The organism is Streptomyces cahuitamycinicus, from assembly GCF_002891435.1.
Lineage (GTDB): Bacteria > Actinomycetota > Actinomycetes > Streptomycetales > Streptomycetaceae > Streptomyces > Streptomyces cahuitamycinicus.
In genome coordinates, this window is record NZ_POUC01000007.1 from 20,769 (window position 1) to 43,444 (window position 22,676).

23 protein-coding genes are annotated in these 22,676 nt (G+C 72.3%); 17 read left to right on the top strand and 6 right to left on the bottom strand.

The features are described from left to right. Positions 1–66: 66 nt before the first annotated feature. A complete protein-coding gene (locus C1J00_RS47575) occupies positions 67–198 on the bottom strand; it encodes an LPFR motif small protein (protein WP_252100478.1) in 132 nt (43 codons plus the stop codon). A gap of 66 nt (positions 199–264) precedes the next feature. Next, positions 265–1,140 (bottom strand): SCO6745 family protein, encoded by an 876-nt coding sequence (locus C1J00_RS01990; RefSeq protein ID WP_102907287.1) that lies wholly within the window; start codon positions 1,138–1,140, stop codon positions 265–267. 114 nt (positions 1,141–1,254) lie between these two features. Here C1J00_RS01990 and C1J00_RS01995 point away from each other — a divergent pair, with 114 nt between their 5' ends. Further along, on the top strand, positions 1,255–2,214 hold the full coding sequence (locus tag C1J00_RS01995) for a GlxA family transcriptional regulator (protein ID WP_102907288.1): 960 nt from the start codon (positions 1,255–1,257) through the stop codon (positions 2,212–2,214). A gap of 33 nt (positions 2,215–2,247) precedes the next feature. Continuing rightward, complete coding sequence (locus C1J00_RS02000; RefSeq protein WP_102907289.1) at positions 2,248–2,883, top strand: DJ-1/PfpI family protein; 636 nt, start codon at positions 2,248–2,250, stop codon at positions 2,881–2,883. Here the strand turns inward: C1J00_RS02000 and C1J00_RS02005 are convergent. Next, positions 2,870–3,625: an enoyl-CoA hydratase/isomerase family protein gene (locus C1J00_RS02005; protein ID WP_102907290.1), complete on the bottom strand. Its 756-nt coding sequence runs from the start codon at positions 3,623–3,625 to the stop codon at positions 2,870–2,872. The genes C1J00_RS02000 and C1J00_RS02005 overlap by 14 nt on opposite strands. 219 nt (positions 3,626–3,844) lie before the next feature. Here C1J00_RS02005 and C1J00_RS02010 point away from each other — a divergent pair, with 219 nt between their 5' ends. Then, complete coding sequence (locus tag C1J00_RS02010) at positions 3,845–4,351, top strand: ATP-binding protein (protein WP_102907291.1); 507 nt, start codon at positions 3,845–3,847, stop codon at positions 4,349–4,351. 27 nt (positions 4,352–4,378) lie between these two features. On the opposite strand, the gene idi is transcribed toward C1J00_RS02010, so the two are convergent. The 3 genes from idi to galE form a co-directional block, all read right to left on the bottom strand. Further along, entirely contained in the window at positions 4,379–4,972 is a 594-nt protein-coding gene (idi, locus tag C1J00_RS02015; RefSeq protein ID WP_102907292.1) for an isopentenyl-diphosphate Delta-isomerase, read from the bottom strand. Between the two features lie 290 nt (positions 4,973–5,262). Beyond that, positions 5,263–6,198: a cation diffusion facilitator family transporter gene (locus tag C1J00_RS02020; RefSeq protein WP_102907293.1), complete on the bottom strand. Its 936-nt coding sequence runs from the start codon at positions 6,196–6,198 to the stop codon at positions 5,263–5,265. Positions 6,199–6,346: 148 nt separating this feature from the next. Further along, a complete protein-coding gene (gene galE / locus C1J00_RS02025; RefSeq protein ID WP_102907294.1) occupies positions 6,347–7,318 on the bottom strand; it encodes a UDP-glucose 4-epimerase GalE in 972 nt (323 codons plus the stop codon). Positions 7,319–7,596: 278 nt separating this feature from the next. On the opposite strand from galE, the gene C1J00_RS02030 reads away from it, so the two are divergent. From C1J00_RS02030 to C1J00_RS02095, 14 genes are all read left to right on the top strand, one after another. Next, entirely contained in the window at positions 7,597–9,429 is a 1,833-nt protein-coding gene (locus C1J00_RS02030) for a DUF5941 domain-containing protein (protein WP_102907295.1), read from the top strand. After that, complete coding sequence (locus tag C1J00_RS02035; RefSeq protein WP_102907296.1) at positions 9,426–10,178, top strand: phosphocholine cytidylyltransferase family protein; 753 nt, start codon at positions 9,426–9,428, stop codon at positions 10,176–10,178. Before C1J00_RS02030 ends, C1J00_RS02035 begins: the two co-directional genes overlap by 4 nt. After that, positions 10,166–11,227 carry an iron-containing alcohol dehydrogenase family protein gene (locus C1J00_RS02040; RefSeq protein WP_102907297.1) on the top strand — a complete coding sequence of 354 codons (1,062 nt, stop codon included), beginning with the start codon at positions 10,166–10,168 and terminating at the stop codon, positions 11,225–11,227. The genes C1J00_RS02035 and C1J00_RS02040 overlap by 13 nt, the downstream gene beginning before the upstream one ends. After that, positions 11,205–11,984, top strand: a complete 780-nt coding sequence (locus C1J00_RS02045) for a CDP-alcohol phosphatidyltransferase family protein (RefSeq protein ID WP_102907320.1) — start codon at positions 11,205–11,207, stop codon at positions 11,982–11,984. The genes C1J00_RS02040 and C1J00_RS02045 overlap by 23 nt, the downstream gene beginning before the upstream one ends. Positions 11,985–11,989: 5 nt before the next feature. After that, complete coding sequence (locus tag C1J00_RS02050) at positions 11,990–12,862, top strand: glycosyltransferase family 2 protein (RefSeq protein ID WP_102907298.1); 873 nt, start codon at positions 11,990–11,992, stop codon at positions 12,860–12,862. Positions 12,863–12,969: 107 nt separating this feature from the next. After that, positions 12,970–13,899 (top strand): ABC transporter permease, encoded by a 930-nt coding sequence (locus C1J00_RS02055; RefSeq protein ID WP_102907299.1) that lies wholly within the window; start codon positions 12,970–12,972, stop codon positions 13,897–13,899. Then, positions 13,892–14,671, top strand: coding sequence for an ABC transporter ATP-binding protein (locus C1J00_RS02060; protein WP_102907300.1), 780 nt, complete (start codon positions 13,892–13,894; stop codon positions 14,669–14,671). The genes C1J00_RS02055 and C1J00_RS02060 overlap by 8 nt, the downstream gene beginning before the upstream one ends. 360 nt (positions 14,672–15,031) lie before the next feature. Beyond that, positions 15,032–15,934 (top strand): squalene synthase HpnC, encoded by a 903-nt coding sequence (gene hpnC, locus C1J00_RS02065; RefSeq protein ID WP_102907301.1) that lies wholly within the window; start codon positions 15,032–15,034, stop codon positions 15,932–15,934. Next, complete coding sequence (gene hpnD, locus C1J00_RS02070) at positions 15,931–16,881, top strand: presqualene diphosphate synthase HpnD (RefSeq protein WP_102907302.1); 951 nt, start codon at positions 15,931–15,933, stop codon at positions 16,879–16,881. The genes hpnC and hpnD overlap by 4 nt, the downstream gene beginning before the upstream one ends. 338 nt (positions 16,882–17,219) lie before the next feature. Next, positions 17,220–17,369: a DUF6380 family protein gene (locus C1J00_RS48020; protein WP_369333480.1), complete on the top strand. Its 150-nt coding sequence runs from the start codon at positions 17,220–17,222 to the stop codon at positions 17,367–17,369. Further along, positions 17,369–18,781: a hydroxysqualene dehydroxylase HpnE gene (hpnE, locus tag C1J00_RS02080; protein WP_102907304.1), complete on the top strand. Its 1,413-nt coding sequence runs from the start codon at positions 17,369–17,371 to the stop codon at positions 18,779–18,781. Before C1J00_RS48020 ends, hpnE begins: the two co-directional genes overlap by 1 nt. Further along, on the top strand, positions 18,781–19,914 hold the full coding sequence (locus C1J00_RS02085; protein ID WP_102907321.1) for a polyprenyl synthetase family protein: 1,134 nt from the start codon (positions 18,781–18,783) through the stop codon (positions 19,912–19,914). The genes hpnE and C1J00_RS02085 overlap by 1 nt, the downstream gene beginning before the upstream one ends. Positions 19,915–20,036: 122 nt before the next feature. Next, positions 20,037–22,031, top strand: a complete 1,995-nt coding sequence (shc, locus tag C1J00_RS02090; protein WP_102907305.1) for a squalene--hopene cyclase — start codon at positions 20,037–20,039, stop codon at positions 22,029–22,031. Next, entirely contained in the window at positions 22,031–22,672 is a 642-nt protein-coding gene (locus C1J00_RS02095) for a phosphorylase family protein (RefSeq protein WP_102907306.1), read from the top strand. Before shc ends, C1J00_RS02095 begins: the two co-directional genes overlap by 1 nt. Positions 22,673–22,676: the final 4 nt, after the last annotated feature.

The window sequence follows — 22,676 nt, forward strand, 5'->3', positions numbered from 1 at the left end:
GGCAATTGTGGCAGGTGTCACGGACACCCGGGGATCAGGGCGGCACCCGGCGGGCCGGGGTTCCGGTCAGGCCCTGCGGCTGCGGGTGGAGGACGAGGCCCCGCCGAAGAGCCGGGCGAGGGCCCGGAAGGGCAGCGTCACGACGGTGGCGATCGCGCCGCCGATCTGGCGCAGCACGTCTGCGATAGCACGGAACACGGAATTCCCCTTTCTCGGTCCCGGCCGCGCCGGCCGGTGGAGAGCGGGTACCTCACCGGCGCGTCACTATGCGTCACCCTTTCCGATCAGGTCTGCGGGGAACGCCCCGGCCACGAGCGCCGCGTGCGCGAACACCCCGCCCAGCTCGGTCAGCCGGGCCACGCCCTCCGGGCCGAGGTGCTCGTAGGGGGCCCGGTCCAGCCGGTCGGTCTCGTGCTCGATGTCCCGCCGCAGTGCGACGCCCTGGTCGGTGAGGTCGCCGGACGCCGTCAGCAGCCCCCGCCCGTGCAGCCGTCCCGCCGCCGCGTCCCACTCCTCCCGGCTCCAGCCACGGGTGGCGCACACCCACTTCGGGGTCATGCCCTTGCCCGTCGCGGTGTGGGTCACCATCGCCTCCAGCCCGTCAAGACCCGCGGACATCAGAGCGGCCAGGTGCCCGTCGCCCCGGTGCTCGCGCAGCAGGGTCGCCGCGTGCCAGTAGGCGAGGTGCGGCTCCTCGGGGACGGGCAGATCGGCGTGGGCGGCGTACAGCGGACGCGCATCGCGCGAGCAGGCCTCGGCGGCGCGCAGCGCGAGCCGCGCGGCCTCCGCCATCTCCGCCGATGCCAGGGCTTCCTCGCCGAGCAGGCGGCGCAGCGTCGCGTCGACCGCACGCACCCGTGCCGCCAGGACCTGCCCGGGTGCGGCGCTCTTCCACACCGCCGGCACGTGCCGGGCCACGAGTTCGTACTTGTAGTTGTAGAAGGCCGCCGTGACGGCCCCGGCCCCGACCGGTCCGAGGGCGGCGGCCCGCACGGCGAAGTTCACGGCACGCGGGTCGGTGATCCCGACAGCGCTCAGCTCCCGCCCGAGGTCGGGTGAGAAGTAGTGGGTCGCGTGCAGGGAGTTGAGCATGTTGTGGCAGCGCCGGCCGGCGCGCGGCTCCAGGGCGGCAGTCGTCATGCCCGGCAGGTTACCAACCGCTTGGTATGTACTCCACGGCCCGGCGTCCGATGGCAGGAAAGGTGGGGTACTCGTCCTTGCCGCCATACTCCGCTCCCGCGAAGAATCGGCGGCATGGCCCAGCGCATGGTTCTCGCCGTCCTCTTCGACGGCCTGCAGAGTCTCGACGTCACCGGACCCGTGGAGGTCTTCGCGGGCGCGGACCTGCTCTCCCCGGGCGCATACCGGATCCGCACGGCGTCCGTGGACGGCGCGCCCGTGCGGACCACCAGCGGCCTGACCCTCGTACCCGACGGGCCCCTGACCACCGCGCCGGACCCCGACATCCTCCTCGTGCCCGGCGGGTCGGGCAGCCTGCGGCCCGACCCGCGTCTGGTGGCCTGGGTGCGCGAGCGGGGCCCGCGTGCCGGCCGCCTGGTCTCCATCTGCACCGGTGCGGCCGTGCTGGCCGCGGCGGGCCTCCTGGACGGCCGCCGCGCCACGACCCACTGGGCGTACTGCGACCGGCTCGCCCGCGAGCACCCGGCCGTCGAGATCGACCCCGACCCCGTCTTCGTGCGCGACGGGCACATCGCCACCTCGGCCGGTGTCACCGCCGGCATCGACCTCGCGCTCGCCCTGGTCGAGGAGGACCTGGGCCGGGACGCCGCCCTCACCATCGCCCGCCACCTGGTGGTGTTCCTGCGCAGGCCCGGCAACCAGGCCCAGTTCAGCGCCCAGCTCGCGGCCCAGACCGCACAGCGCGAGCCCCTCCGGGACGTCCAGCGGTGGATCACCGACCACCCGGAAGCGGACCTCTGCGTCGACACCCTCGCCGCCCGCGCCCGACTCTCGCCCCGCCACTTCGCCCGCGCCTTCCGCGCCGAGACCGGCATGACACCGGGCCGCTACGTGGACCGCGTCCGCCTCGAACACGCCAGGCGCCTGCTGGAGGACACCGCCGGCGGCGTCGAGGAGATCGCCCGCGCCAGCGGCTACGGCACGCCCGAGGCCATGCGCCGCGCCTTCGTCAGGGTCCTGGGGACGCCCCCGGCCGAGTACCGCCGCCGCTTCCGCCCCGCCACCACTTCCTGAATCCCGTCCACATCAGCCGACCGGAAGGACCCCATGCAGATCGCCATCGCCCTCTACGACCGCTTCACCGCCCTCGACGCCGTCGGACCCTATGAGACCCTCGGCCAGGTCCCGGGCGCGGAGACCGTCTTCGTCGCCGAGCAGGCCGGCCCCGTGCGGAACGACTCGGGGAACCTCGCGCTCATCGCCGACCGGTCCCTGGCCGACGTACCGCGCCCCGACGTCATCGTGGTCCCCGGCGGCCCCGGCCCGCTCCCGCTGGCGGCGGACGGGCCCCTGCTCACCTGGCTGCGCAGGGCCGACGCCACCAGCACCTGGACGACGTCCGTGTGCACCGGCTCCCTGCTGCTGGCCGCCGCCGGACTGCTCGAGGGCCGCCGGGCGACGTCCCACTGGCTGGCCCTGGAGGAGCTGAAGCGCCACGGCGCCGAGCCGACGGGGGAGCGGGTCGTCACCGACGGCAAGTACGTCACCGCGGCCGGCGTCTCCGCCGGCATCGACATGGGGTTGACGCTCCTCGGCCGGATCGCCGGCGACGACCACGCCCGGATCGTCCAGCTCGCCACCGAGTACGACCCGCAGCCGCCCTACGACGCCGGATCGCCCGAGAAGGCCCCCGCGCACCTCGTCGAACTGCTCAGGTCGCACGCCGGCCTCAGCCTGACCTAGGCACACTCCAGCCGAACCGCGGCTGCCGGCGCTCCAGGAACGCGGCGACCCCCTCGGCGGTGTCGCCGCTCGCGCGCGCCTGCCCGGCCCAGTGCGCGTCCCGGTCCGTACGCCCGTCCGCGAACTCCTTGGCCGCCGCCTGGGTCAGCTGTGAACGCGCAACCAGGACCCGGGTGAACTCGGCGACCCGCTTGCCGAGTTCCCCCTCGGGAAGCACCTCGTCGACCAGCCCGGTGCGCAACGCCCGCTCAGTCTCGATCAACTCGCCGGAGAACAGCAGGTACTTGGCGGTGGCCGACCCCACCAGGGACACCAGCCGCCGGGTCGAGGAGGCCGGGTAGACGATGCCGAGCTTCGCGGGCGTCACCCCGAACAACGCCCCCTCCTCGGCGAACCGCAGATCGCAGGCCGCCGCCAGCTGCGACCCGCCGCCCACGCAGTGACCCCGGATCGCGGCGAGTGTCGGCTTCGGGAACGCGGCCAGCGCCTCCTCAGCCCGCACGGCCAGTCCCTGCGCCTCCTCGGGCGAGCCACGCAGCGTCGAGATGTCGGCCCCGGCGCAGAACGTGCCGCCCTCACCGGTCAGCACCAGCGCCCGTACGGCCGGATCACCGGCGAGCTCCTCCAGCAGGACGGGAAGAGAGCGCCACATCGAGGCCGTCATGGCGTTGCGCTTCTCGGGATGGCGTATGACGACCGTCGCGACCGACTCGGTCACGCGGTGCTCCAGCTGCGGCTCCATGCGCCGGATGCTATCCGGATGCCAAACCCGTACAACCCGAATAGTTCGCCGAGACGGCACAACAGGGACAGGACCAGTCCCACAACTGACCGTGTCATACGCCAACGGTCAGAAGCGCTCGATATCTGCTGACTTGTGTTCAGTGTCGGGGTACGAGGCGCATCGTTACCAACACTTCGGGGTGTGGCGACAATCGAGCGCGAGGGTGGCGACCGGACGATGGACGACGACGGGCGTGGGTTCGGCCCGCGCCCAGAGGGTGGCGCGGCGCCCCTCGGCCCCGCGCCCGCGGATCCGTTGCCGTACGAGGGGGTCTGGAGGTTCACCGCACCGGCGGTCGAGGCCTCGGTCCCCCAGGCACGGCACGCCGTACGGGACCTGCTGCTTCGTCAGGGCGTACCGGTCTCGGACGACCTGGCCCAGGGACTGCTGCTGATCGTCTCGGAGCTGGTGACGAACGCCGTGAAGCACGCGGCGGTGCTGTCGCCGACCATCGCCGTCGAGCTGGCCGTCGGCGCCGAGTGGCTCCGGGTGTCCGTGGAGGACAACCACCCGTACCGGCCCACCGCCCTGGAGACCGACCACGGCCGGACCGGGGGGCGCGGACTGCTCCTCGTGCGCGAGGTCGCCCGGGAGGCGGGCGGCGTGTGCGAAGTCGAGTACACCGCGAGCGGCGGCAAGGTGATCTGGGCCGCCCTGCCGCTCAAACCCGCGCGCTTCGCCTGAGGGGTCCTTTCACTATGCCCGTCCGGGTCACCAGCCGGCCGACGGGCCCGTCAGCTCCCTGATCGCCGGCCGGGCCGCGTCCAGGACGGTCATGAACCAGGACGAGAAGGTGTCCTTGGCGTGCCGCTCCGCCAGCTCCGGCGGGGTCACGAACACCGTCGACGCCACCTCCTCCGCGTCCGGCCGCACCACGGCCTGCACCATGCCGACGAAGAGGTGGTTGTACTCCTGCTCCACCAGACCGGACTCCGGGTCCGGGTGGTTGTAGCGGACCGTGCCCGCCTCGGCCAGCAGGGACGGGGAGGCACCGAGCTCCTCGAACGTGCGCCGCGCAGCCGCCGCGAAGGGCGCCTCGCCGGGGTAGGGGTGGCCGCAGCAGGTGTTGGACCACACACCGGGGGAGTGGTACTTGCCCAGCGCGCGCTGCTGGAGCAGCAGCCGGCCGTACTCGTCGAAGAGGAACACCGAGAACGCGCGGTGCAGCTGTCCGGGCGGCTGGTGGGCGGCGAGCTTCTCAGCGGTGCCGATCGTCACGCCGTCCTCGTCGACCAGTTCCAGCAAAATCGCGTCCGCGGTGCCGTTCGACGGGCTGTGCGTCGCGGTGGCAGGTGTGATCGGCATACCCATCCTTCACATCGGTCTTCGCGCCCCAAGTCTGCCGTACGAATCCGGCACTCCCGGCACTTCGCGGCACGCCCGCATGTCCCGCGCGGCGGCGCGGACCGCGGCCGGCACCGGTCCGACGCCGGGAAAGGGACCCGGTAGGTGATCGTGCCCGGCCGGGCAGGCGGAAAATCGTCCATGGCGGAGCTGTGGGGCTCAGGACGCGCGCACGGCGGAGGGTTGCGTTCCCCGGCGCACTCGCAGCGGAGTGCGCCCCATTTGCCTCAAGAGCCCCACAAACAACCGCGTCAGTGACAGAGCCGCGCCTCGTGTTCGGCGTGCCCGCTCGGTTCCAGCTGGAAGGTGCAGTGCTCCACGTCGAAGTGGTCACCGAGGCACCCCTGGAGCTCGTGGAGCATCTTCTCGTGGCCTATCGCGTTCAGCGTCTCCGGGCTGACGACCACGTGCGCCGACAGCACCGGCATGCCCGAGGTGATCGTCCAGGCGTGCAGGTCGTGGACGTCCTCCACGCCGTCCGTGGCGAGTATGTGCGAGCGCACCTCCGCCATGTCGACCCCCTTGGGGGCGGCCTCCAGCAGCACGGAGAGCGTCTCGCGCAGCAGCTTCCACGTCCGTGGCGCGATCATCAGCGCGATGACGAGCGAGGCGATCGGGTCGGCGCGCTGCCAGCCTGTGAGCATGATCACCACGGACGAGACGATCACGGTCACCGAACCGAGGGCGTCGGCCGCGACCTCCAGGAACGCGCCGCGCACGTTCAGGCTCTCCTTCTGGCCGCGCATGAGCAGTGACAGCGACACCAGGTTCGCGACCAGGCCGATCGCACCGAACAGCAGGGCCAGCCGACCCTCGGTCTCGGCGGGTGTGATGAAGCGCTGGACCGCCTCGTACACCACGTACCCGCCGGCCCCGAGCAGCAGCAGGCAGTTGGCCAGGGCGGCGAGGATCTCCGCGCGGGCGTAGCCGAAGGTGGCCTGCTCGCTGGGCGGGCGGTTCGCGAAGTGGATCGCGAGCAGCGCCATGCCGAGGCCCAGGGCGTCCGTCGCCATGTGCGCGGAGTCGGCGACGAGCGCGAGCGAGTCGGCGAGGGCGCCGCCGACGATCTGCACCACCACGATGCCGAGCGTGATCGCCAGCGCGGTTCGCAGCCTGCCGCGGTACGCCGAGGTCGCCGTACCGCCGGCCGCGCCGTGCGCGTGCCCGTGATCGTGCCCAGCCCCCATGAGAAGTCAGCCTCCCTGTGTCCGCCTGATCGTGCTCGGGGGCCCCAGTGAACTACGGGGAGGGGGTATGCGCAACGCGGCACTGAACACCGTTGTCATGTGCCCTGACCTGCGGAAACGATGTGCAGGTCAGGGCGCCTCCGGTCAGTCAGGAGCCGCGGTGCAGCAGCCAGCCCCCCCAGGCCGACTCGACCATCTCGCGCACCCCGCGCCGCGCCGTCCAGCCGAGCTCGGCGGCTGCCCGGGCGGCCGAGGCCACCGCCCGGGGGGCGTCCCCGGGGCGCCGCTCCTCGACGAGCGGCGGCCGGCGGTCGCCGGTGACCTCGCCGATGACCGTGACGAGTCCGCGGACCGAGACGCCCTCGCCGCGGCCGATGTTGACCGTCAGGTCACCCGTGCCGCCGCCGGCCGCCAGGCGCCGCGCCGCCGCCAGATGGGCCTCGGCCAGGTCGGCGACGTGGATGTAGTCACGGACGCAGGTGCCGTCCGGGGTCGGGTAGTCGTCGCCGAAGATCCTGGGCGCCTCGTCGCGGGTCAGCCGGTCGAAGACCATCGGGACGATGTTGAAGACGCCGGTGTCCGCCAGCTCCGGCGCGGCGGCGCCCGCCACGTTGAAATAGCGCAGACATACCGTGGAGATCCCGTGCGCCTGTCCCGCCGCCCGCACCAGCCATTCCCCGGCGAGCTTGGTCTCGCCGTAGGGGTTCACCGGCGCGCAGGGCGTGTCCTCCGTGATGAGGTCCACACCGGGGTCGCCGTACACCGCCGCCGACGACGAGAACACGAACCGCCCGATCCCCGCCCCGGCCACCGCGTCCAGCAGGGTCACCAGGCCGCCGACGTTCTCCCGGTAGTACCGCGTCGGCTGCGCGACGGACTCGGCGACCTGCTTGCGCGCCGCGAGATGCACCACACCCGTCACACGGTGCTCGGCGAAGACCCGCTTCAGCAGCTCCCCGTCCAGCGAGGAGCCCCGTACGAGCGGGACCTCGGAGGGGAGCCGCGCGGGCACCCCGGCCGACAGGTCGTCCAGCGCGAGGACGCGCTCCCCGGCCTCGGCCATGGCCCTGGCCACATGTGCTCCGATATAGCCGGCACCGCCGGTGATCAGCCACGTCATGGTCGCCCACCCTATGCGGCCACTGCGGCGCCCCCCCGCAGTGTCCCCGATGTCCCCATAGGGGGCGCGGTTTGTGGGGCGGGCCCCGGATCCACGATGATGATCGCGGCAAAGGCTTGTGCGAACCACGTCGATCCATCCGCCGAACGGGTGGTGAACGTGGCCGCCCTGGCATCCGATAGCCTCTGCCGACATGCCGCCCGGGAGCCACCGGAGAGGGCGCCCCCACCATGTACGTCACTGGCGCGGACGCGTCGGTACCCAGGGAGTGAATTCGGTTGTCGACCGCCATCCTCACCGGCCAGCCGGTCCCCGGATCGTCGATCGAGGCCGACCTGCGGTCCCTCGGGTTCGACCTCCGGATCGCGACCGACGCCGCCGAGGCCGAGACCCTCCTCGCCGAGGTGCCGGGCGACGAACGGGTCGCCCTGGTCGACGCCCGCTTCGTGGGGCACGTGCACGCCCTGCGCCTCGGCCTCACCGACCCCCGCTTCCCGCTCGCCGCGATCCCCGGAGCCGTCACGGCCCAGCCCGCAGGCCGCCAGGCCCTGACCCGGGCCATGGCCCGCGAGAACTCCGCCGGTGGCGGCACCACGCTGGTCGACAGCAGCCTCGCCGACCGCATCCGCACCGCCCTCGACGCCGACGGCACCGCAGTGCACCGCCCCGAGCTGGGCAGCCTCGTCGCCGCCGTCCCCGCCGACCCGCAGGCCCGCAACGAGGCCCGGCAGGCGGTGGCGGACGTCGACGACGAAGCCGTACGCCTGAAGTCGGCCGTGAAGTCCCGCGACGGCTTCTTCACCACCCACTGCATCAGCCCCTACTCCCGCTACATCGCCCGCTGGTGCGCCCGCCGCGGCCTGACCCCGAACCAGGTCACCACCGCCTCGCTGCTCACCGCCCTCATAGCTGCGGCCTGCGCGGCCACCGGCACCCGCGGCGGCTTCGTCGCGGCAGGCGTCCTGCTGATCGCGTCCTTCGTGCTGGACTGCACCGACGGCCAGCTCGCCCGCTACTCCCTGCAGTACTCCACGCTCGGCGCCTGGCTGGACGCCACCTTCGACCGGGCCAAGGAGTACGCCTACTACGCGGGCCTCGCGCTGGGAGCCGCCCGCGGCGGCGACGACGTCTGGGCGCTGGCCCTCGGCGCGATGGTCCTGCAGACCTGTCGGCACGTCGTGGACTTCTCCTTCAACGAGGCCAACCACGACGCCACCGCGCTCTCCGAAATGTCGCTGGCCAGCCCCACCGCCGCCCTGTCCGACAAGCTCGACAGCGTCGGCTGGACCGTCTGGGTCCGGCGGATGATCGTCCTGCCCATCGGCGAGCGATGGGCGATGATCGCCGTCCTGACCGCGGCCACGACTCCCCGCATCACCTTCTACGCGCTCCTCATCGGCTGCGCCTTCGCGGCCACCTACACCACGGCCGGCCGGGTGCTGCGCTCCCTGACCCGCAAGGCCAGGCGCACCGACCGGGCGGCCGCCGCCCTGGCCGACCTCGCGGACAGCGGCCCGCTCGCCGAGGGCTTCGCCGAGGCGCTCAGGAAGCCCGCCCGCGGGCTGCCGGGCTTCACCGCCCCCGCCGTCGCCCTCCTGGGCGGCCTCGCCGCCGTCCTCACGGCGGCCCTGACCGGCTTCGGCGGACCCTGGCCGATCGTCGCCGCGGTCGCCTACGCCCTCACCTCCGGCCTCGCCGTCGCCCGCCCCCTCAAGGGCGCCCTCGACTGGCTGGTGCCCCCGTTCCTGCGCGCCGCCGAGTACGGCATGGTCCTGGTCCTGGCGGCCCGAGCGGACGTGAACGGAGCCCTTCCCGCGGCCTTCGGGCTGGTCGCCGCGGTCGCCTACCATCACTACGACACGGTCTACCGCATCCGCGGCGACGCCGGAGCGCCTCCCGCCTGGCTGGTGCGCTCCATCGGGGGGCACGAAGGGCGGACGCTGCTCGTCACCGTCCTCGCCGCGCTGCTCACCGCCTCGCAGTTCACGGTCGCGCTCACGGCACTGGCCGTGGCCGTGGCCCTGCTGGTGCTCGTCGAGAGCATCCGCTTCTGGGTCGCCGCCCACCAGGGGGGCGCACCCGCCGTACACGATGAAGGAGAAACCGCATGATCGGCCTCGTGCTCGCGGCCGGCGCCGGACGGCGTCTGCGCCCCTACACCGACAGCCTTCCCAAGGCGCTGGTGCCGGTGGGCCCCGCGGGCATAGAAGGCGAACCCACGGTTCTCGACCTGACCCTCGGCAACTTCGCCGAGATCGGTCTCACCGAGGTCGCGATCATCGTCGGCTACCGCAAGGAGGCCGTGTACGCGCGCAAGGAGGCCCTGGAGCGGAAGTACGGCCTCAAGCTCACACTCATCGACAACGACAAGGCCGAGGAGTGGAACAACGCCTACTCCCTGTGGTGCGGGCGTGACGCCCTCAAGGACGGGGTGATCCTCGCCAACGGCGACACCGTCCACCCGGTCTCCGTCGAGAAGACGCTGCTCGCCGCCCGCGGCGACGGCAAGAAGATCATCCTCGCCCTGGACACGGTCAAGGATCTGGCCGACGAGGAGATGAAGGTCGTCGTCGACCCCGAGAAGGGCATGACGAGGATCACCAAGTTGATGGACCCCGCCGAGGCCACCGGCGAGTACATCGGCGTGACGCTGATCGAGGGCGACGCCGCCCCCGAGCTGGCCGACGCGCTCAAGGCCGTCTGGGAGACCGACCCGCAGCAGTTCTACGAGCACGGCTACCAGGAGCTCGTGAACCGCGGCTTCCGTATCGACGTGGCGCCGATCGGCGACGTCAAGTGGGTGGAGATCGACAACCACGACGACCTCGCCCGCGGACGGGAGATCGCATGCCAGTACTGACCCGGCTCATCCCCTCCCCGCTCGTCGTCGACATCCGCCCGGGTGCCCTCGACGACCTGGCGTGCGTCCTCGCCGACGAGCGCATCTCGCACTCCGGCCGCCTCGCCGTCGCCGTCAGCGGCGGCTCCGGCGCCAGGCTGCGCGAGCGCATCTCGCCGAGCATGCCCGGCGCCACCTGGTACGAGGTCGGCGGCGGCACCCTCGACGACGCGGTCCGGCTGGCGAGCGACATAAAGGCCGGCCACTTCGACGCGGTCGTCGGCCTCGGCGGCGGCAAGATCATCGACTGCGCCAAGTTCGCCGCGGCACGCGTCGGCCTGCCCCTGGTCGCCGTGCCCACGAACCTCGCGCACGACGGCCTGTGCTCGCCGGTCGCCACCCTCGACAACGACGCGGGCCGCGGCTCCTACGGTGTGCCGAACCCCATCGCGGTCGTCATCGACCTGGACGTCATCCACGAGGCCCCGGTGCGTTTCGTGCGCGCGGGCATCGGTGACGCGATCTCCAACATCAACGCGATCGCCGACTGGGAACTGGCCAACCGCGTCAAGGACGAGAAGATCGACGGACTCGCCGCCGCCATGGCCCGCCAGGCGGGCGAGGCGGTGCTCCGGCACCCGGGCGGGGTCGGCGACAACGGCTTCCTCCAGGTACTCGCCGAGGCGCTCGTCCTCACCGGCGTCGCGATGTCGATCTCGGGCGACTCGCGGCCGGCCTCGGGGTCGTGCCACGAGATCAACCACGCCTTCGACCTGCTGTTCCCCAAACGCGCCGCCTCCCACGGCGAGCAGTGCGGTCTCGGCGCGGCCTTCGCGATGTGGCTGCGCGGCGCGCACGACGAGTCGGCGTACATGGCCGAGGTGCTGCGCCGGCACGGACTGCCCGTGCTGCCGGACGAGATCGGCTTCACGACGGACGAGTTCGTCAAGGCCGTCGAGTTCGCCCCGGAGACCCGCCCCGGCCGCTACACCATCCTCGAACACCTCGACCTGAACACCGAACAGATCAAGGACGCATACGCCGACTATGTCAAGGCCATCGGTAGCTGAACTCCGCCCCGTCGTTCACCCCGCGGGGGTGAAGGACCGGCGCAGCGGTGAGCACTGGATGGGACGCCTCTACATGCGTGAGGTGTCCCTGCGGGTCGACCGTTACCTGGTCAACACCAGGGTCACACCCAACCAGCTCACCTACCTGATGACCGTCTTCGGTGTGCTCGCGGCGCCGGCACTGCTCGTGCCGGGGGTCGCGGGCGCCGTCCTCGGCGTGGTGTGCGTCCAGATGTACCTGCTGCTGGACTGCGTCGACGGCGAGATCGCGCGCTGGCGCAAGCAGTACTCCCTCAGTGGCGTCTACCTGGACCGCGTCGGCGCCTACCTCACCGACGCCGCCGTGCTCACCGGCTTCGGCCTGCGCGCCGCCGACCTGTGGGGCACCGGCCGTATCGACTGGCTGTGGGCCTTCCTCGGCACCCTGGCCGCCCTCGGCGCCATCCTCATCAAGGCCGAGACCGACCTCGTCGGCGTCGCCCGCCACCAGACCGGCAAGCCGCCGGTCCAGGAGGCCGCCGCCGAGATGCGTTCCTCCGGCATGGCGCTGGCCCGCAGGGCCGCCGGCGCCCTGAAGTTCCACCGCCTCATTCTCGGCATCGAGGCGTCCCTGCTGATCCTCGTGCTGGCGATCGTCGACCAGGCCCGCGGTGACCTGTTCTTCTCGCGGCTCGGCGTCGCGGTGCTGGCCGGCATCGCGCTGCTGCAGACCCTGCTGCACCTGGTGTCCATCCTCGCCTCCAGCAGGCTGAAGTGAGCGGCATGAAGGTCGGCGCCGTCATCATCACCATGGGCAACCGGCCCGAGGAGCTGCGCGCGCTGCTCGACTCCGTCGCCAAACAGGACGGCGACCGGGTCGAGGTGGTCGTGGTCGGCAACGGCTCGCCCGTGCCGGACGTCCCCGAGGGCGTCCGCACCATCGAGCTGCCCGAGAACCTCGGCATCCCCGGCGGCCGCAACGTCGGCATCGAGGCCTTCGGCCCGGCCGGCCGGGACGTCGACATCCTGCTCTTCCTGGACGACGACGGACTGCTCGCGAGCCACGACACCGCCGAGCTGTGCCGCGAGGCGTTCGAGGCCGACCCGAAGCTCGGCATCGTGAGTTTCCGCATAGCCGACCCCGAGACCGGCATCACCCAGCGCCGCCACGTCCCCCGGCTGCGGGCCTCCGACCCGATGCGCTCCTCGCGCGTGACCACGTTCCTCGGCGGCGCCAACGCCGTCCGCACGAGGGTCTTCGCCGACGTCGGCGGCCTCCCGGACGAATTCTTCTACGCCCACGAGGAAACCGACCTGGCATGGCGGGCCCTCGACGCGGGCTGGATGATCGACTACCGGTCCGACATGGTGCTGTACCACCCGACGACCGCTCCCTCGCGGCACGCGGTCTACCACCGCATGGTCGCCCGCAACCGCGTCTGGCTGGCCCGCCGTAACCTCCCCGCGCTGCTCGTCCCGGTCTACCTCGGTGACTGGCTGCTGCTCACCCTGCTGCGCCGGCCCTCCCGCAGCGCGCTGCGGGCCTGGTTCGGCGGATTCCGCGAAGGCTGGACCACCTCGTGCGGGCCCCGCCGGCCCATGAAGTGGCGTACGGTGTGGCGGCTGACCCAGCTGGGCCGGCCCCCCGTCATCTGACAAGCTCGTATCCGGCGATACCCGGGAGCCTCCGGGCCTACCCTGGCCCCCGGCTCATGCCAGACCCCGGCACAGGCCGAGCATCTCGAAGACGAAAGTTTCCACTAGTGAGTGAGACAACGCACGACGCCACGGTCGCCGTGAGCGCGCCCGCGGCGCCCGACGAGGGCCTCACGGCGAAGGAACTCGCCGCCAAGCACGGGCTGACCGTGAGCGGCGCCCGGCCGTCCCTCATCGAGTACGTCCGTCAGCTGTGGGACCGGCGGCACTTCATCCTCGCCTTCTCCCGCGCGAAGCTGACCGCCCAGTACAGCCAGGCCAAGCTCGGCCAGCTGTGGCAGGTGGCCACGCCGCTGCTGAACGCCGCCGTGTACTTCTTCATCTTCGGGCTGCTCCTCGAGGCCGACCGGGGCATGGAGCGCGAGGTGTACATCCCGTTCCTGGTGACGGGCGTGTTCGTGTTCACCTTCACGCAGAGCTCGGTGATGGCGGGCGTGCGCGCGATCTCCGGCAACCTCGGCCTGGTCCGCGCCCTGCACTTCCCCCGGGCCTCGCTGCCGGTCTCCTTCGCGCTGCAGCAGCTCCAGCAGCTGATGTTCTCGATGATCGTGCTGTTCGCCATCACGGTCGGCTTCGGCCACTACCCGGACCTGTCCTGGCTGCTGATCGTGCCGGTGCTGGTCCTGCAGTTCTTCTTCAACACCGGCCTCGCGCTGATCATGGCCCGGGCGGGGGCCAGGACCCCCGACCTGGCGCAGCTGATGCCGTTCGTGATGCGGACGTGGATGTACGCCTCCGGCGTGATGTTCTCCATCCCGATCTTCCTGGCGGACAAGCCGGCCTGGATCGCGAACGTCCTGCAGTGGAACCCGGCCGCCATCTACATGGACCTGATGCGCTTCGCCCTCATCGACGACTACAGCTCGAAGTTCCTCCCGGACCACGTGTGGGCGGCCGCGGGCGCCTGGGCCGTGCTCTTCGCTCTGGGCGGCTTCGTGTACTTCTGGAAGGCGGAGGAGAGGTACGGCCGTGGCTGAGCAGAAGCAGGACGCGCGCGTCCCCACCGTCGTCGCGGACGATCTGCACATCGTCTACCGCGTCAACGGCGCCAAGACCGGCAAGGGCAGCGCCACCGCCGCCCTGAGCCGCATCATCAAGCGGGGCGAGGAGCGGGGCGTGCGCAAGGTGCACGCCGTGCGCGGCGTCTCCTTCGTGGCGTACCGCGGCGAGGCCATCGGCCTGATCGGCTCCAACGGCTCCGGCAAGTCGACCCTGCTGCGGGCCATCGCCGGTCTGCTGCCCGCCGAGCAGGGCAAGGTCTACACCGACGGCCAGCCCTCGCTGCTCGGCGTCAACGCGGCCCTGATGAACGACCTCACCGGCGAGCGCAACGTCATATTGGGCGGGCTCGCCATGGGGATGTCCCGTGAGGAGATCAAGGAGCGCTACCAGGACATCGTCGACTTCTCCGGCATCAACGAGAAGGGCGACTTCATCACCTTGCCCATGCGCACCTACTCCTCGGGAATGGCGGCCCGGCTCCGCTTCTCCATCGCCGCGGCCAAGGACCACGACGTCCTGATGATCGACGAGGCCCTGGCCACCGGCGACCGGAAGTTCCAGAAGCGCTCCGAGGACCGCATCCGGGAGCTGCGCAAGGAAGCGGGCACGGTGTTTCTGGTCAGCCACAACAACAAGTCCATCCGCGACACCTGCAACCGCGTCCTGTGGCTGGAGCGCGGCGAGCTGCGCATGGACGGCCCCACCGACGAGGTGCTCAAGGAGTACGAGAAGTTCACGGGCAAGTAGCCCGAATGCGGACAGGGCCCCGACGGAACTGCTCCGGCGGGGCCCCGCGTCTGCAAAGGAAACGTCAACTCCGGCCCATCTCAGGAATCTTGGGGCCAATCGGTGTGTTCTCGTGATGTGCGGTACACCCTGACGAACCGTCTCGCGTTGTACAACGTAAGCTGTACCGGTCCCGAAACACGGCAATCAGGGCCATAATGCGCGACACCGCTCGTCGGGCCTCCGTGCGGACGGCCGGGCGGCGTGTCCGAAATAGTGTGTATTGGGTCGGCAGTGTAGAACGGGAGATGTGACGGCGATGGCTTCGGAAACTCCCCAGCTCCACGCAGCACGTGCCGTCCCCGCGCCGGGCAGCCGGCGGTGACGGGAACCGGCACGGCCCGCCCCCTCGATCCGGAGCGCGGCACGCTCGACAAGGCCGCCGGCGAGAACTTCCCGGTGGCCCCCTTCTTCCTGCCCCGGGCCTGGCGCGACGACCTCAGGGCCGTCTACGGCTTCGCCCGCCTGGTCGACGACATCGGCGACGGCGACCTGGCCCCCGGCGGCGCCGACGCCCGCCTGCTCGGTGTGTCCCCGCGGGAGGCCGAGGACCGGCTGGTCCTGCTGGACGCCTTCGAGGCCGACCTGCGCCGGGTCTTCGACGCGACCCCGCGCCACCCCCTGCTGCGCCGCCTCCAGCCGACCGTGCGCCGCCGCTCGCTGACCCCCGAGCCGTTCCTCGGCCTGATCGCCGCCAACCGCCAGGACCAACTGGTCGGCCGCTACGAGACCTACGACGACCTGCTCGCCTACTGCGCGCTGTCCGCCAACCCCGTAGGCCGTCTCGTCCTCGCCGTCACCGGCACCCCCACACCCCAGCGGATCCGCCGCTCCGACATGATCTGCACGGCCCTGCAGATCGTCGAGCACCTCCAGGACGTCGCCGAGGACCTCGCCCGCGACCGGGTCTACCTGCCCGCGGCCGACATGAAGCGCTTCCACGTCCAGGAAGCGGATCTCGCCACGAAAACCGCCGGAGCGTCGGTCCGTGCGTTGATTGCGTACGAAGCGCAAAGGGCCAGGGATCTCCTGAATGAAGGCGCCCCCCTGGTGGGTAGCGTCCACGGCAGGCTGAAGCTGCTGCTCGCGGGGTTCGTGGCGGGGGGAAGGGCGGCCCTCCACGCGATCGCCGCCGCCGAACACGACGTACTTCCCGGCCCGCCCAAGCCCGGCAAGGTCCGGTTGCTGCGTGAGGTGGGCGTGACTCTGCGAGGAGAGGGGTGATCCGCACCGTGGAGCCGGAACCACACGCGTCCCCGCCGGTACTCGCCGCCTACAGCTACTGCGAGGCCGTCACCGGGCGCCAGGCCCGTAACTTCGCCTATGGGATCCGGCTTCTGCCGACGCCCCAGCGCCGGGCGATGTCGGCGCTGTACGCGTTCTCGCGGCGGGTCGACGACATCGGTGACGGCGCGCTCTCCGACGACGTCAAGGTGGCCAGGCTGGAGGAGACCCGGGCGCTGCTCACGCGGATCCGCGAGGACGAGGTCGCCGAGGACGACACCGACCCGGTGGCCGTCGCCCTCTCGCATGCCGCCGGGGCCTTCCCGATCCCGCTCGGCGGCCTGGACGAGCTCATCGACGGCGTCCTGATGGACGTCCGCGGGGAGACCTACGAGACCTGGGACGACCTGAAGGTCTACTGCCGTTGCGTGGCGGGCGCGATCGGGCGCCTCTCCCTCGGCGTCTTCGGTACGGAGCCGGGGACGCGTGGCGTCGACCGCGCGCCCGAGTATGCCGACACGCTCGGGCTCGCGCTCCAGCTCACCAACATCCTCAGAGACGTCCGCGAGGACGCCGCAGGCGGGCGTACCTATCTGCCCGCCGACGACCTCGCCAAGTTCGGCTGCTCGGCCGGCTTCAGCGGGCCGCGGCCACCGGAGGGCTCCGACTTCGCGGGTCTCGTGCACTTCGAAGTGCGACGGGCCCGCGCTCTGTTCGCCGAGGGCTACCGGCTGCTCCCCATGCTCGACCGGCGCAGCGGCGCCTGTGTCGCCGCCATGGCCGGCATCTACCGCCGCCTCCTCGACCGCATCGAGCGCGAACCGGAGGCCGTGCTGCGCGGCCGGGTCTCCCTGCCCGGCCGGGAGAAGGCGTACGTCGCCGTGCGCGGCCTGTCCGGTCTCGACGCCCGGAATGTGACCCGGCGGACCGTCAGGAGGCGTGCGTGACGAACGGACCGGTCCAGGGAGACGCCACCGACGACCGGGCTCGCCCCGGCCACGCGGGGGCGGGCTTGTGCCGCCGGGCAGTCTCGGAGAGCACGCTGCCGCCCGCCCCGCAGGCCCGCCACGAGACCGGGCCGGTGGTCTTCCCGGTGCGTCGGCTGGGGCGCGCCGGGCTGGGTGCTCGTGTGTGGGTGGCCCAGTCGGCCCGGGTGGCCGCGTGTGGGTGGGACGACGCCTTTCGGGACCGTGGCGAGGTCGAGCCGGCGTCCTCCCCGTTCCCCCCGCGGGGCTGCGCCGCAGCCGCCGGCGTCGGGCCGGGGGCTTCCGCGCGCGTGGCCCGGGTGGCGCAGCGTGGGTGCGGCGCGTCTCTCGGCCAAGCTGGCGGAGACAACCGGCGGGCAACCCTCCGGTGCGGGGCCGCGTCCCTGACACAGACGACCGGTCGTGCCCCCATCGAGCGGCACGGCCGCCGCGCAGGGGAGGGGGCGTGATGACCGACGGCACGCGGTCCCACGGACCGGTCGCGGACGGGCGGCACACCGTCGTGGTGGGCGGCGGGCTCGCCGGTGTCACCACCGCGCTCGCGCTCGCCGACGCCGGGGTGCGCGTCACCCTGCTGGAGGGCAGGCCGAGACTGGGCGGCCTGGCCTTCTCGTTCCAGCGCGGCGATCTCACCGTCGACAACGGCCAGCACGTGTACCTGCGCTGCTGCACCGCCTACCGCTGGTTCCTCGACCGCATCGACGGCGCGGCGCTCGCCCCGCTCCAGGACCGGCTCGACGTACCCGTCCTCGACCTCGCCCGGCCCGAGGGACGCCGGCTGGGCAGGCTGCGGCGGGACGCCCTGCCCGTGCCGCTGCACCTGGGGCGCAGCCTCGCCGCCTATCCGCACCTGTCGCTCGCCGACCGGGTCAGGGTGGGCCGGGCCGCGCTCGCGCTCAAGGGACTCGACCTCACCGACCCGGCGCTGGACACACAGGACTTCGGCAGCTGGCTGGCCGCGCACGGCCAGTCGGAGCGCGCCGTCGAGGCCCTGTGGGACCTGGTCGGAGTCGCCACCCTCAACGCGGTCGCGGGCGACGCCTCCCTGGCGCTCGCCGCGATGGTGTTCAAGACGGGACTGCTGTCCGACCCCGGCGCGGCCGACATCGGCTGGGCGCGCGTCCCGCTCGGCGAGCTGCACGACCGGCTGGCCCGCAAGGCGCTCGACTCCGCGGGCGTGCGCACCGAGCTCCGCGCCCGCGTCACCTCCGTCTCCCTCGACGGGACCGGGCAGTGGACCGTCGAGGTGCCCGGCGAGAGGCTCCGGGCCGACGCCGTGGTCCTCGCCGTACCGCAGCGCGAGGCGCACGATCTGCTGCCCGCGGGCGCCCTCGACGCGCCCGAACGGCTCCTGGGGATCGGCACCGCGCCCATTCTCAACGTCCATGTGGTGTACGACCGGAAGGTCCTCGGTCGGCCGTTCTTCACCGCCCTCGGCAGCCCCGTGCAGTGGGTCTTCGACCGGACCGACGCGTCCGGCCTGCGCGAGGGGCAGTACCTCGCGGTGTCCCAGTCGGCGGCGCAGGACGAGATCGACGCGCCCGTGGCCGTGCTGCGCGAGCGGTACCTGCCCGAGCTGGAGCGACTGCTGCCGCCGGCCCGCGGCGCCGAAGTGAGGGACTTCTTCGTCACCCGGGAGCGCACCGCGACGTTCGCTCCCACCCCCGGCGTCGGGCGCCTCAGGCCCGGCGCCCGCACCAAGGCATCCGGCCTCTACCTGGCCGGAGCGTGGACCGCCACCGGGTGGCCCGCGACCATGGAGAGTGCGGTCCGCAGTGGTGTGAGCGCGGCTGACGCCGTGCTGGGCGCCCTGGGCCGGCCCCGTCCGCAAGCCCTCTTCGAGTTCGAGGAGGCGGCATGATGCCGGCTCAGGCCGGCGCGGCAGGCGGCCCCCGCACCCCCGGTACCGCGACAAGAGGAGAGACTGTGCCCACTGTGCCCCCGGCCTCGAAGACTGCCGAGGCGGTGGACGTGACCGCGCTGCTGGAGCGCGGCCGGACCCTGGCCACTCCGGTACTGCGGGCGGCCGTCGACCGCCTGGCACCTCCCATGGACACTGTTGCCGCCTACCACTTCGGCTGGATCGACGCCCACGGCAATCCCGCCGAGGGCGACGGCGGAAAGGCCGTGCGTCCCGCCCTCGCGGTGCTGTCCGCCGAGGTCATGTCCGCCGCCCCCGAGACCGGCATCCCCGGCGCCGTCGCCGTGGAACTGGTCCACAACTTCTCCCTCCTCCACGACGACCTCATGGACGGCGACGAGCAGCGCCGTCACCGCGACACGGTCTGGAAGGTGCACGGCCCCGCCCAGGCCATCCTGGTCGGCGACGCCCTGTTCGCCCTCGCCAACGAGATGCTCCTCGAACTCGGCACCGTCGAGGCCGGCCGCGCCACCCGCCGTCTGACCACCGCCACCCGCGCCCTGATCGACGGCCAGGCCCAGGACATCTCCTACGAACACCGCGACCGCGTCAGCGTCGAGGAGTGCCTGGAGATGGAGGGCAACAAGACCGGCGCCCTGCTCGCCTGCGCCAGCTCCATCGGCGCGGTCCTCGGCGGCGCCGACGACCGCACCGCCGACACGCTGGAGAAGTACGGCTACCACCTGGGCCTCGCCTTCCAGGCCGTCGACGACCTCCTCGGCATCTGGGGCGACCCGGTCGCCACCGGCAAGCAGACCTGGAGCGACCTGCGCCAGCGCAAGAAGTCCCTGCCGGTCGTGGCCGCGCTCGCAGCCGGCGGCCCGGCCTCCGAGCGGCTCGGCGAGATCCTCGCCGCCGACGCCAAGGCCAGCGACTTCGAGAACTTCTCCGAGGAGGAGTTCGCGGCCCGCGCCGCCCTCATCCAGGAGGCGGGCGGCCGCGAGTGGACCGCCGACGAGGCACGCCGTCAGCACACCATCGCCATCGAGGCCCTCGACGCCGTGGACATGCCCGACCGGGTGCGGGCACAGTTCACGGCCCTCGCGGACTTCGTCGTCGTACGAAAGAGATGATCACTATCGGCCGAATAACCCTCGCGTAGTCGCCGGCCGGTGCCGTGAGTCATCACGGAGCACCGGCCGACGGCGGACCCACAGCAGATGCACGCCATGCAGGACTGCACGAAGGGGAAGCCATGACAGCGACGACCGACGGAAGCACCGGGGCCCTGCCGCCCCGCGCCGCCGCGGCCAGCGACACCGACACGCACACCCCCGGGGCGGCCGGGGTACCGGAAGCCGCCGCACGCGCCGCCCGGCGCGCCACCGACTTCCTGCTCTCCCGCCAGGACGCCCAGGGCTGGTGGAAGGGCGACCTCGAGACCAACGTCACGATGGACGCCGAGGACCTGCTGCTCCGTCAGTTCCTCGGCATCCGCGACGAGAAGACCACGCAGGCCGCCGCCCTCTTCATCCGCGGCGAGCAGGGCGAGGACGGCACCTGGGCCACCTTCTACGGCGGACCGGGCGAACTGTCCGCCACCATCGAGGCGTACGTCGCCCTCCGCCTGGCCGGTGACGCGCCCGACGCCCCGCACATGGCGAAGGCCTCCGCCTGGATCCGCGCGCGGGGCGGCATCGCCGCGGCCCGGGTCTTCACCCGGATCTGGCTGGCCCTGTTCGGCTGGTGGAAGTGGGAGGACCTGCCCGAACTCCCGCCGGAGCTCGTCCTGTTCCCCAAGTGGGTGCCGCTCAACATCTACGACTTCGGCTGCTGGGCGCGGCAGACCATCGTCCCGCTGACGATCGTCTCCGCGAAGCGGCCGGTACGCCCCGCGCCCTTCCCGCTCGACGAGCTGCACACCGACCCGGACCGGCCCAACCCGCCGCAGCCCCTTGCGTCGCCGTTCAGTTGGGACGGCGCCTTCCAGCGGATGGACAAGGGCCTGCACGCCCTGCGGAAGGTCGCCCCGCGCAGACTGCGCAGAGCCGCCATGAACAGCGCCGCCCGCTGGATCATCGAGCGGCAGGAGAACGACGGCTGCTGGGGCGGCATCCAGCCCCCGGCGGTCTACTCCCTCATCGCCCTGCATCTGCTCGGCTACGACCTCGAACACCCCGTGATGCGCGAGGGGCTGGCGTCCCTGGACCGGTTCGCCGTTTGGCGCGAGGACGGGGCCCGGATGATCGAGGCCTGCCAGTCACCCGTGTGGGACACCTGCCTGGCCGCCATCGCCCTCGTCGACGCCGGACTGCCCGCCGATCACCCGCAGTTGGTGAAGGCGGCCGACTGGATGCTGGGCGAGGAGATCGTCCGGCCCGGTGACTGGTCCGTGAAGCGGCCCGGACTGCCGCCCGGGGGCTGGGCGTTCGAGTTCCACAACGACAACTACCCCGACATCGACGACACCGCGGAGGTGATCCTCGCGCTGCGCCGGATCGCCCACCACGACCCGGAGGGCCTCGACAGGGCCGTCGTCCGCGGCATGCGCTGGACGCTCGGCATGCAGTCAAAGAACGGCGCGTGGGCCGCCTTCGACGTCGACAACACCAGCCCCTTCCCCAACCGGCTGCCGTTCTGCGACTTCGGCGAGGTCATCGACCCGCCCTCCGCGGACGTCACCGCGCACGTCGTGGAGATGCTCGCCGTCGAGGGCCTCGCCCACGACCCCCGCACCCGGCGCGGCATCGAGTGGCTGCTGGCCGAGCAGGAACCGGACGGCTCGTGGTTCGGGCGCTGGGGCGTCAACTACGTCTACGGCACCGGCTCCGTCGTTCCCGCCCTGACCGCCGCCGGCCTTCCCGCCGCGCACCCGGCGATCCGGCGGGCCGTCGCCTGGCTCGAGTCGGTCCAGAACGACGACGGCGGCTGGGGCGAGGACCTGCGCTCCTACAAGGACGCCGGGCAGTGGAGCGGCCGGGGCGCCTCGACCGCCTCGCAGACGGCATGGGCGCTGATGGCCCTGCTCGCGGCGGGGGAGCGCGACTCCAAGGCCGTCGAACGCGGTGTCGAGTGGCTCGCCGCCACCCAGCGGGAGGACGGCTCCTGGGACGAGCCGTACTTCACGGGGACGGGCTTCCCGTGGGACTTCTCGATCAACTACCACCTCTACCGGCAGGTGTTCCCCCTCACGGCGCTCGGCCGGTACGTCCACGGGGAGCCCTTCGCCGACCGGCACAAGGGGAGCTGATGAGCGCGCAGCCCGCCCCGGTCCCGCTGCTGATCGCCTGCGCCCTCGGCATCGAGCAGTTCGCCCTGCGCGCGGGCGGCCGCAGTGGGGCCGACGGGCCGGTCACGGTGGTGCGGACGGGCATGGGACCGGCCGCCGCCGAGCAGGCCGTCACCCGCATGCTGGCCGACCCCGCCCAGCATGACGCCGCGGTGCTGGCCACGGGCTTCTGCGCGGGGCTCGCGCCGGGCATGCACCCCGGCGATCTGGTCGTCGCCGAGGAGACCCGCGACCCGCGCGGCACCACGCCCTGCGTGGGGACCGAACTGCTGGTCAAGGAGCTGGCCCGCACGCTGCCGGGCAGGACCGTGCACACCGGGCCGCTCACCGGCTCCGACCACGTCGTGCGCGGCCCCGAACGGTCCGCTCTGCGCGCGACCGGCGCGATCGCGGTCGACATGGAGTCCGCCGTCACGCTCCTGAGCGCCGTGCGCGCAGGCGAGCGCCCGGTTGCGGCCGTCCGGGTGGTCGTGGACGCTCCTGAACATGAACTCGTCCGGATCGGCACGGTGCGCGGTGGAATATCGGCTTTCCGTGTCCTTCGTTCCGTCCTTCCCGCTTTCTTCGAATGGCACCGTTCCTTGCTGCTCCCCAGGAGGTGAGCCA

Coding starts and splice junctions, on each gene's coding strand:
- C1J00_RS02000 (WP_102907289.1), top strand. CDS start 2,248: ATGCAGATCGCCATCGCCCTCTACGACCGCTTCACCGCCCTCGACGCC.
- idi (WP_102907292.1), bottom strand. CDS start 4,972: ATGCCGATCACACCTGCCACCGCGACGCACAGCCCGTCGAACGGCACC.
- C1J00_RS01995 (WP_102907288.1), top strand. CDS start 1,255: ATGGCCCAGCGCATGGTTCTCGCCGTCCTCTTCGACGGCCTGCAGAGT.
- C1J00_RS02020 (WP_102907293.1), bottom strand. CDS start 6,198: ATGGGGGCTGGGCACGATCACGGGCACGCGCACGGCGCGGCCGGCGGT.
- hpnE (WP_102907304.1), top strand. CDS start 17,369: ATGACCGACGGCACGCGGTCCCACGGACCGGTCGCGGACGGGCGGCAC.
- C1J00_RS02040 (WP_102907297.1), top strand. CDS start 10,166: ATGCCAGTACTGACCCGGCTCATCCCCTCCCCGCTCGTCGTCGACATC.
- C1J00_RS02095 (WP_102907306.1), top strand. CDS start 22,031: ATGAGCGCGCAGCCCGCCCCGGTCCCGCTGCTGATCGCCTGCGCCCTC.
- C1J00_RS01990 (WP_102907287.1), bottom strand. CDS start 1,140: ATGACGACTGCCGCCCTGGAGCCGCGCGCCGGCCGGCGCTGCCACAAC.
- C1J00_RS02050 (WP_102907298.1), top strand. CDS start 11,990: ATGAAGGTCGGCGCCGTCATCATCACCATGGGCAACCGGCCCGAGGAG.
- galE (WP_102907294.1), bottom strand. CDS start 7,318: ATGACGTGGCTGATCACCGGCGGTGCCGGCTATATCGGAGCACATGTG.
- C1J00_RS02010 (WP_102907291.1), top strand. CDS start 3,845: ATGGACGACGACGGGCGTGGGTTCGGCCCGCGCCCAGAGGGTGGCGCG.
- shc (WP_102907305.1), top strand. CDS start 20,037: ATGACAGCGACGACCGACGGAAGCACCGGGGCCCTGCCGCCCCGCGCC.
- C1J00_RS02085 (WP_102907321.1), top strand. CDS start 18,781: ATGCCGGCTCAGGCCGGCGCGGCAGGCGGCCCCCGCACCCCCGGTACC.
- C1J00_RS02045 (WP_102907320.1), top strand. CDS start 11,205: ATGTCAAGGCCATCGGTAGCTGAACTCCGCCCCGTCGTTCACCCCGCG.
- C1J00_RS02035 (WP_102907296.1), top strand. CDS start 9,426: ATGATCGGCCTCGTGCTCGCGGCCGGCGCCGGACGGCGTCTGCGCCCC.
- C1J00_RS02005 (WP_102907290.1), bottom strand. CDS start 3,625: ATGGAGCCGCAGCTGGAGCACCGCGTGACCGAGTCGGTCGCGACGGTC.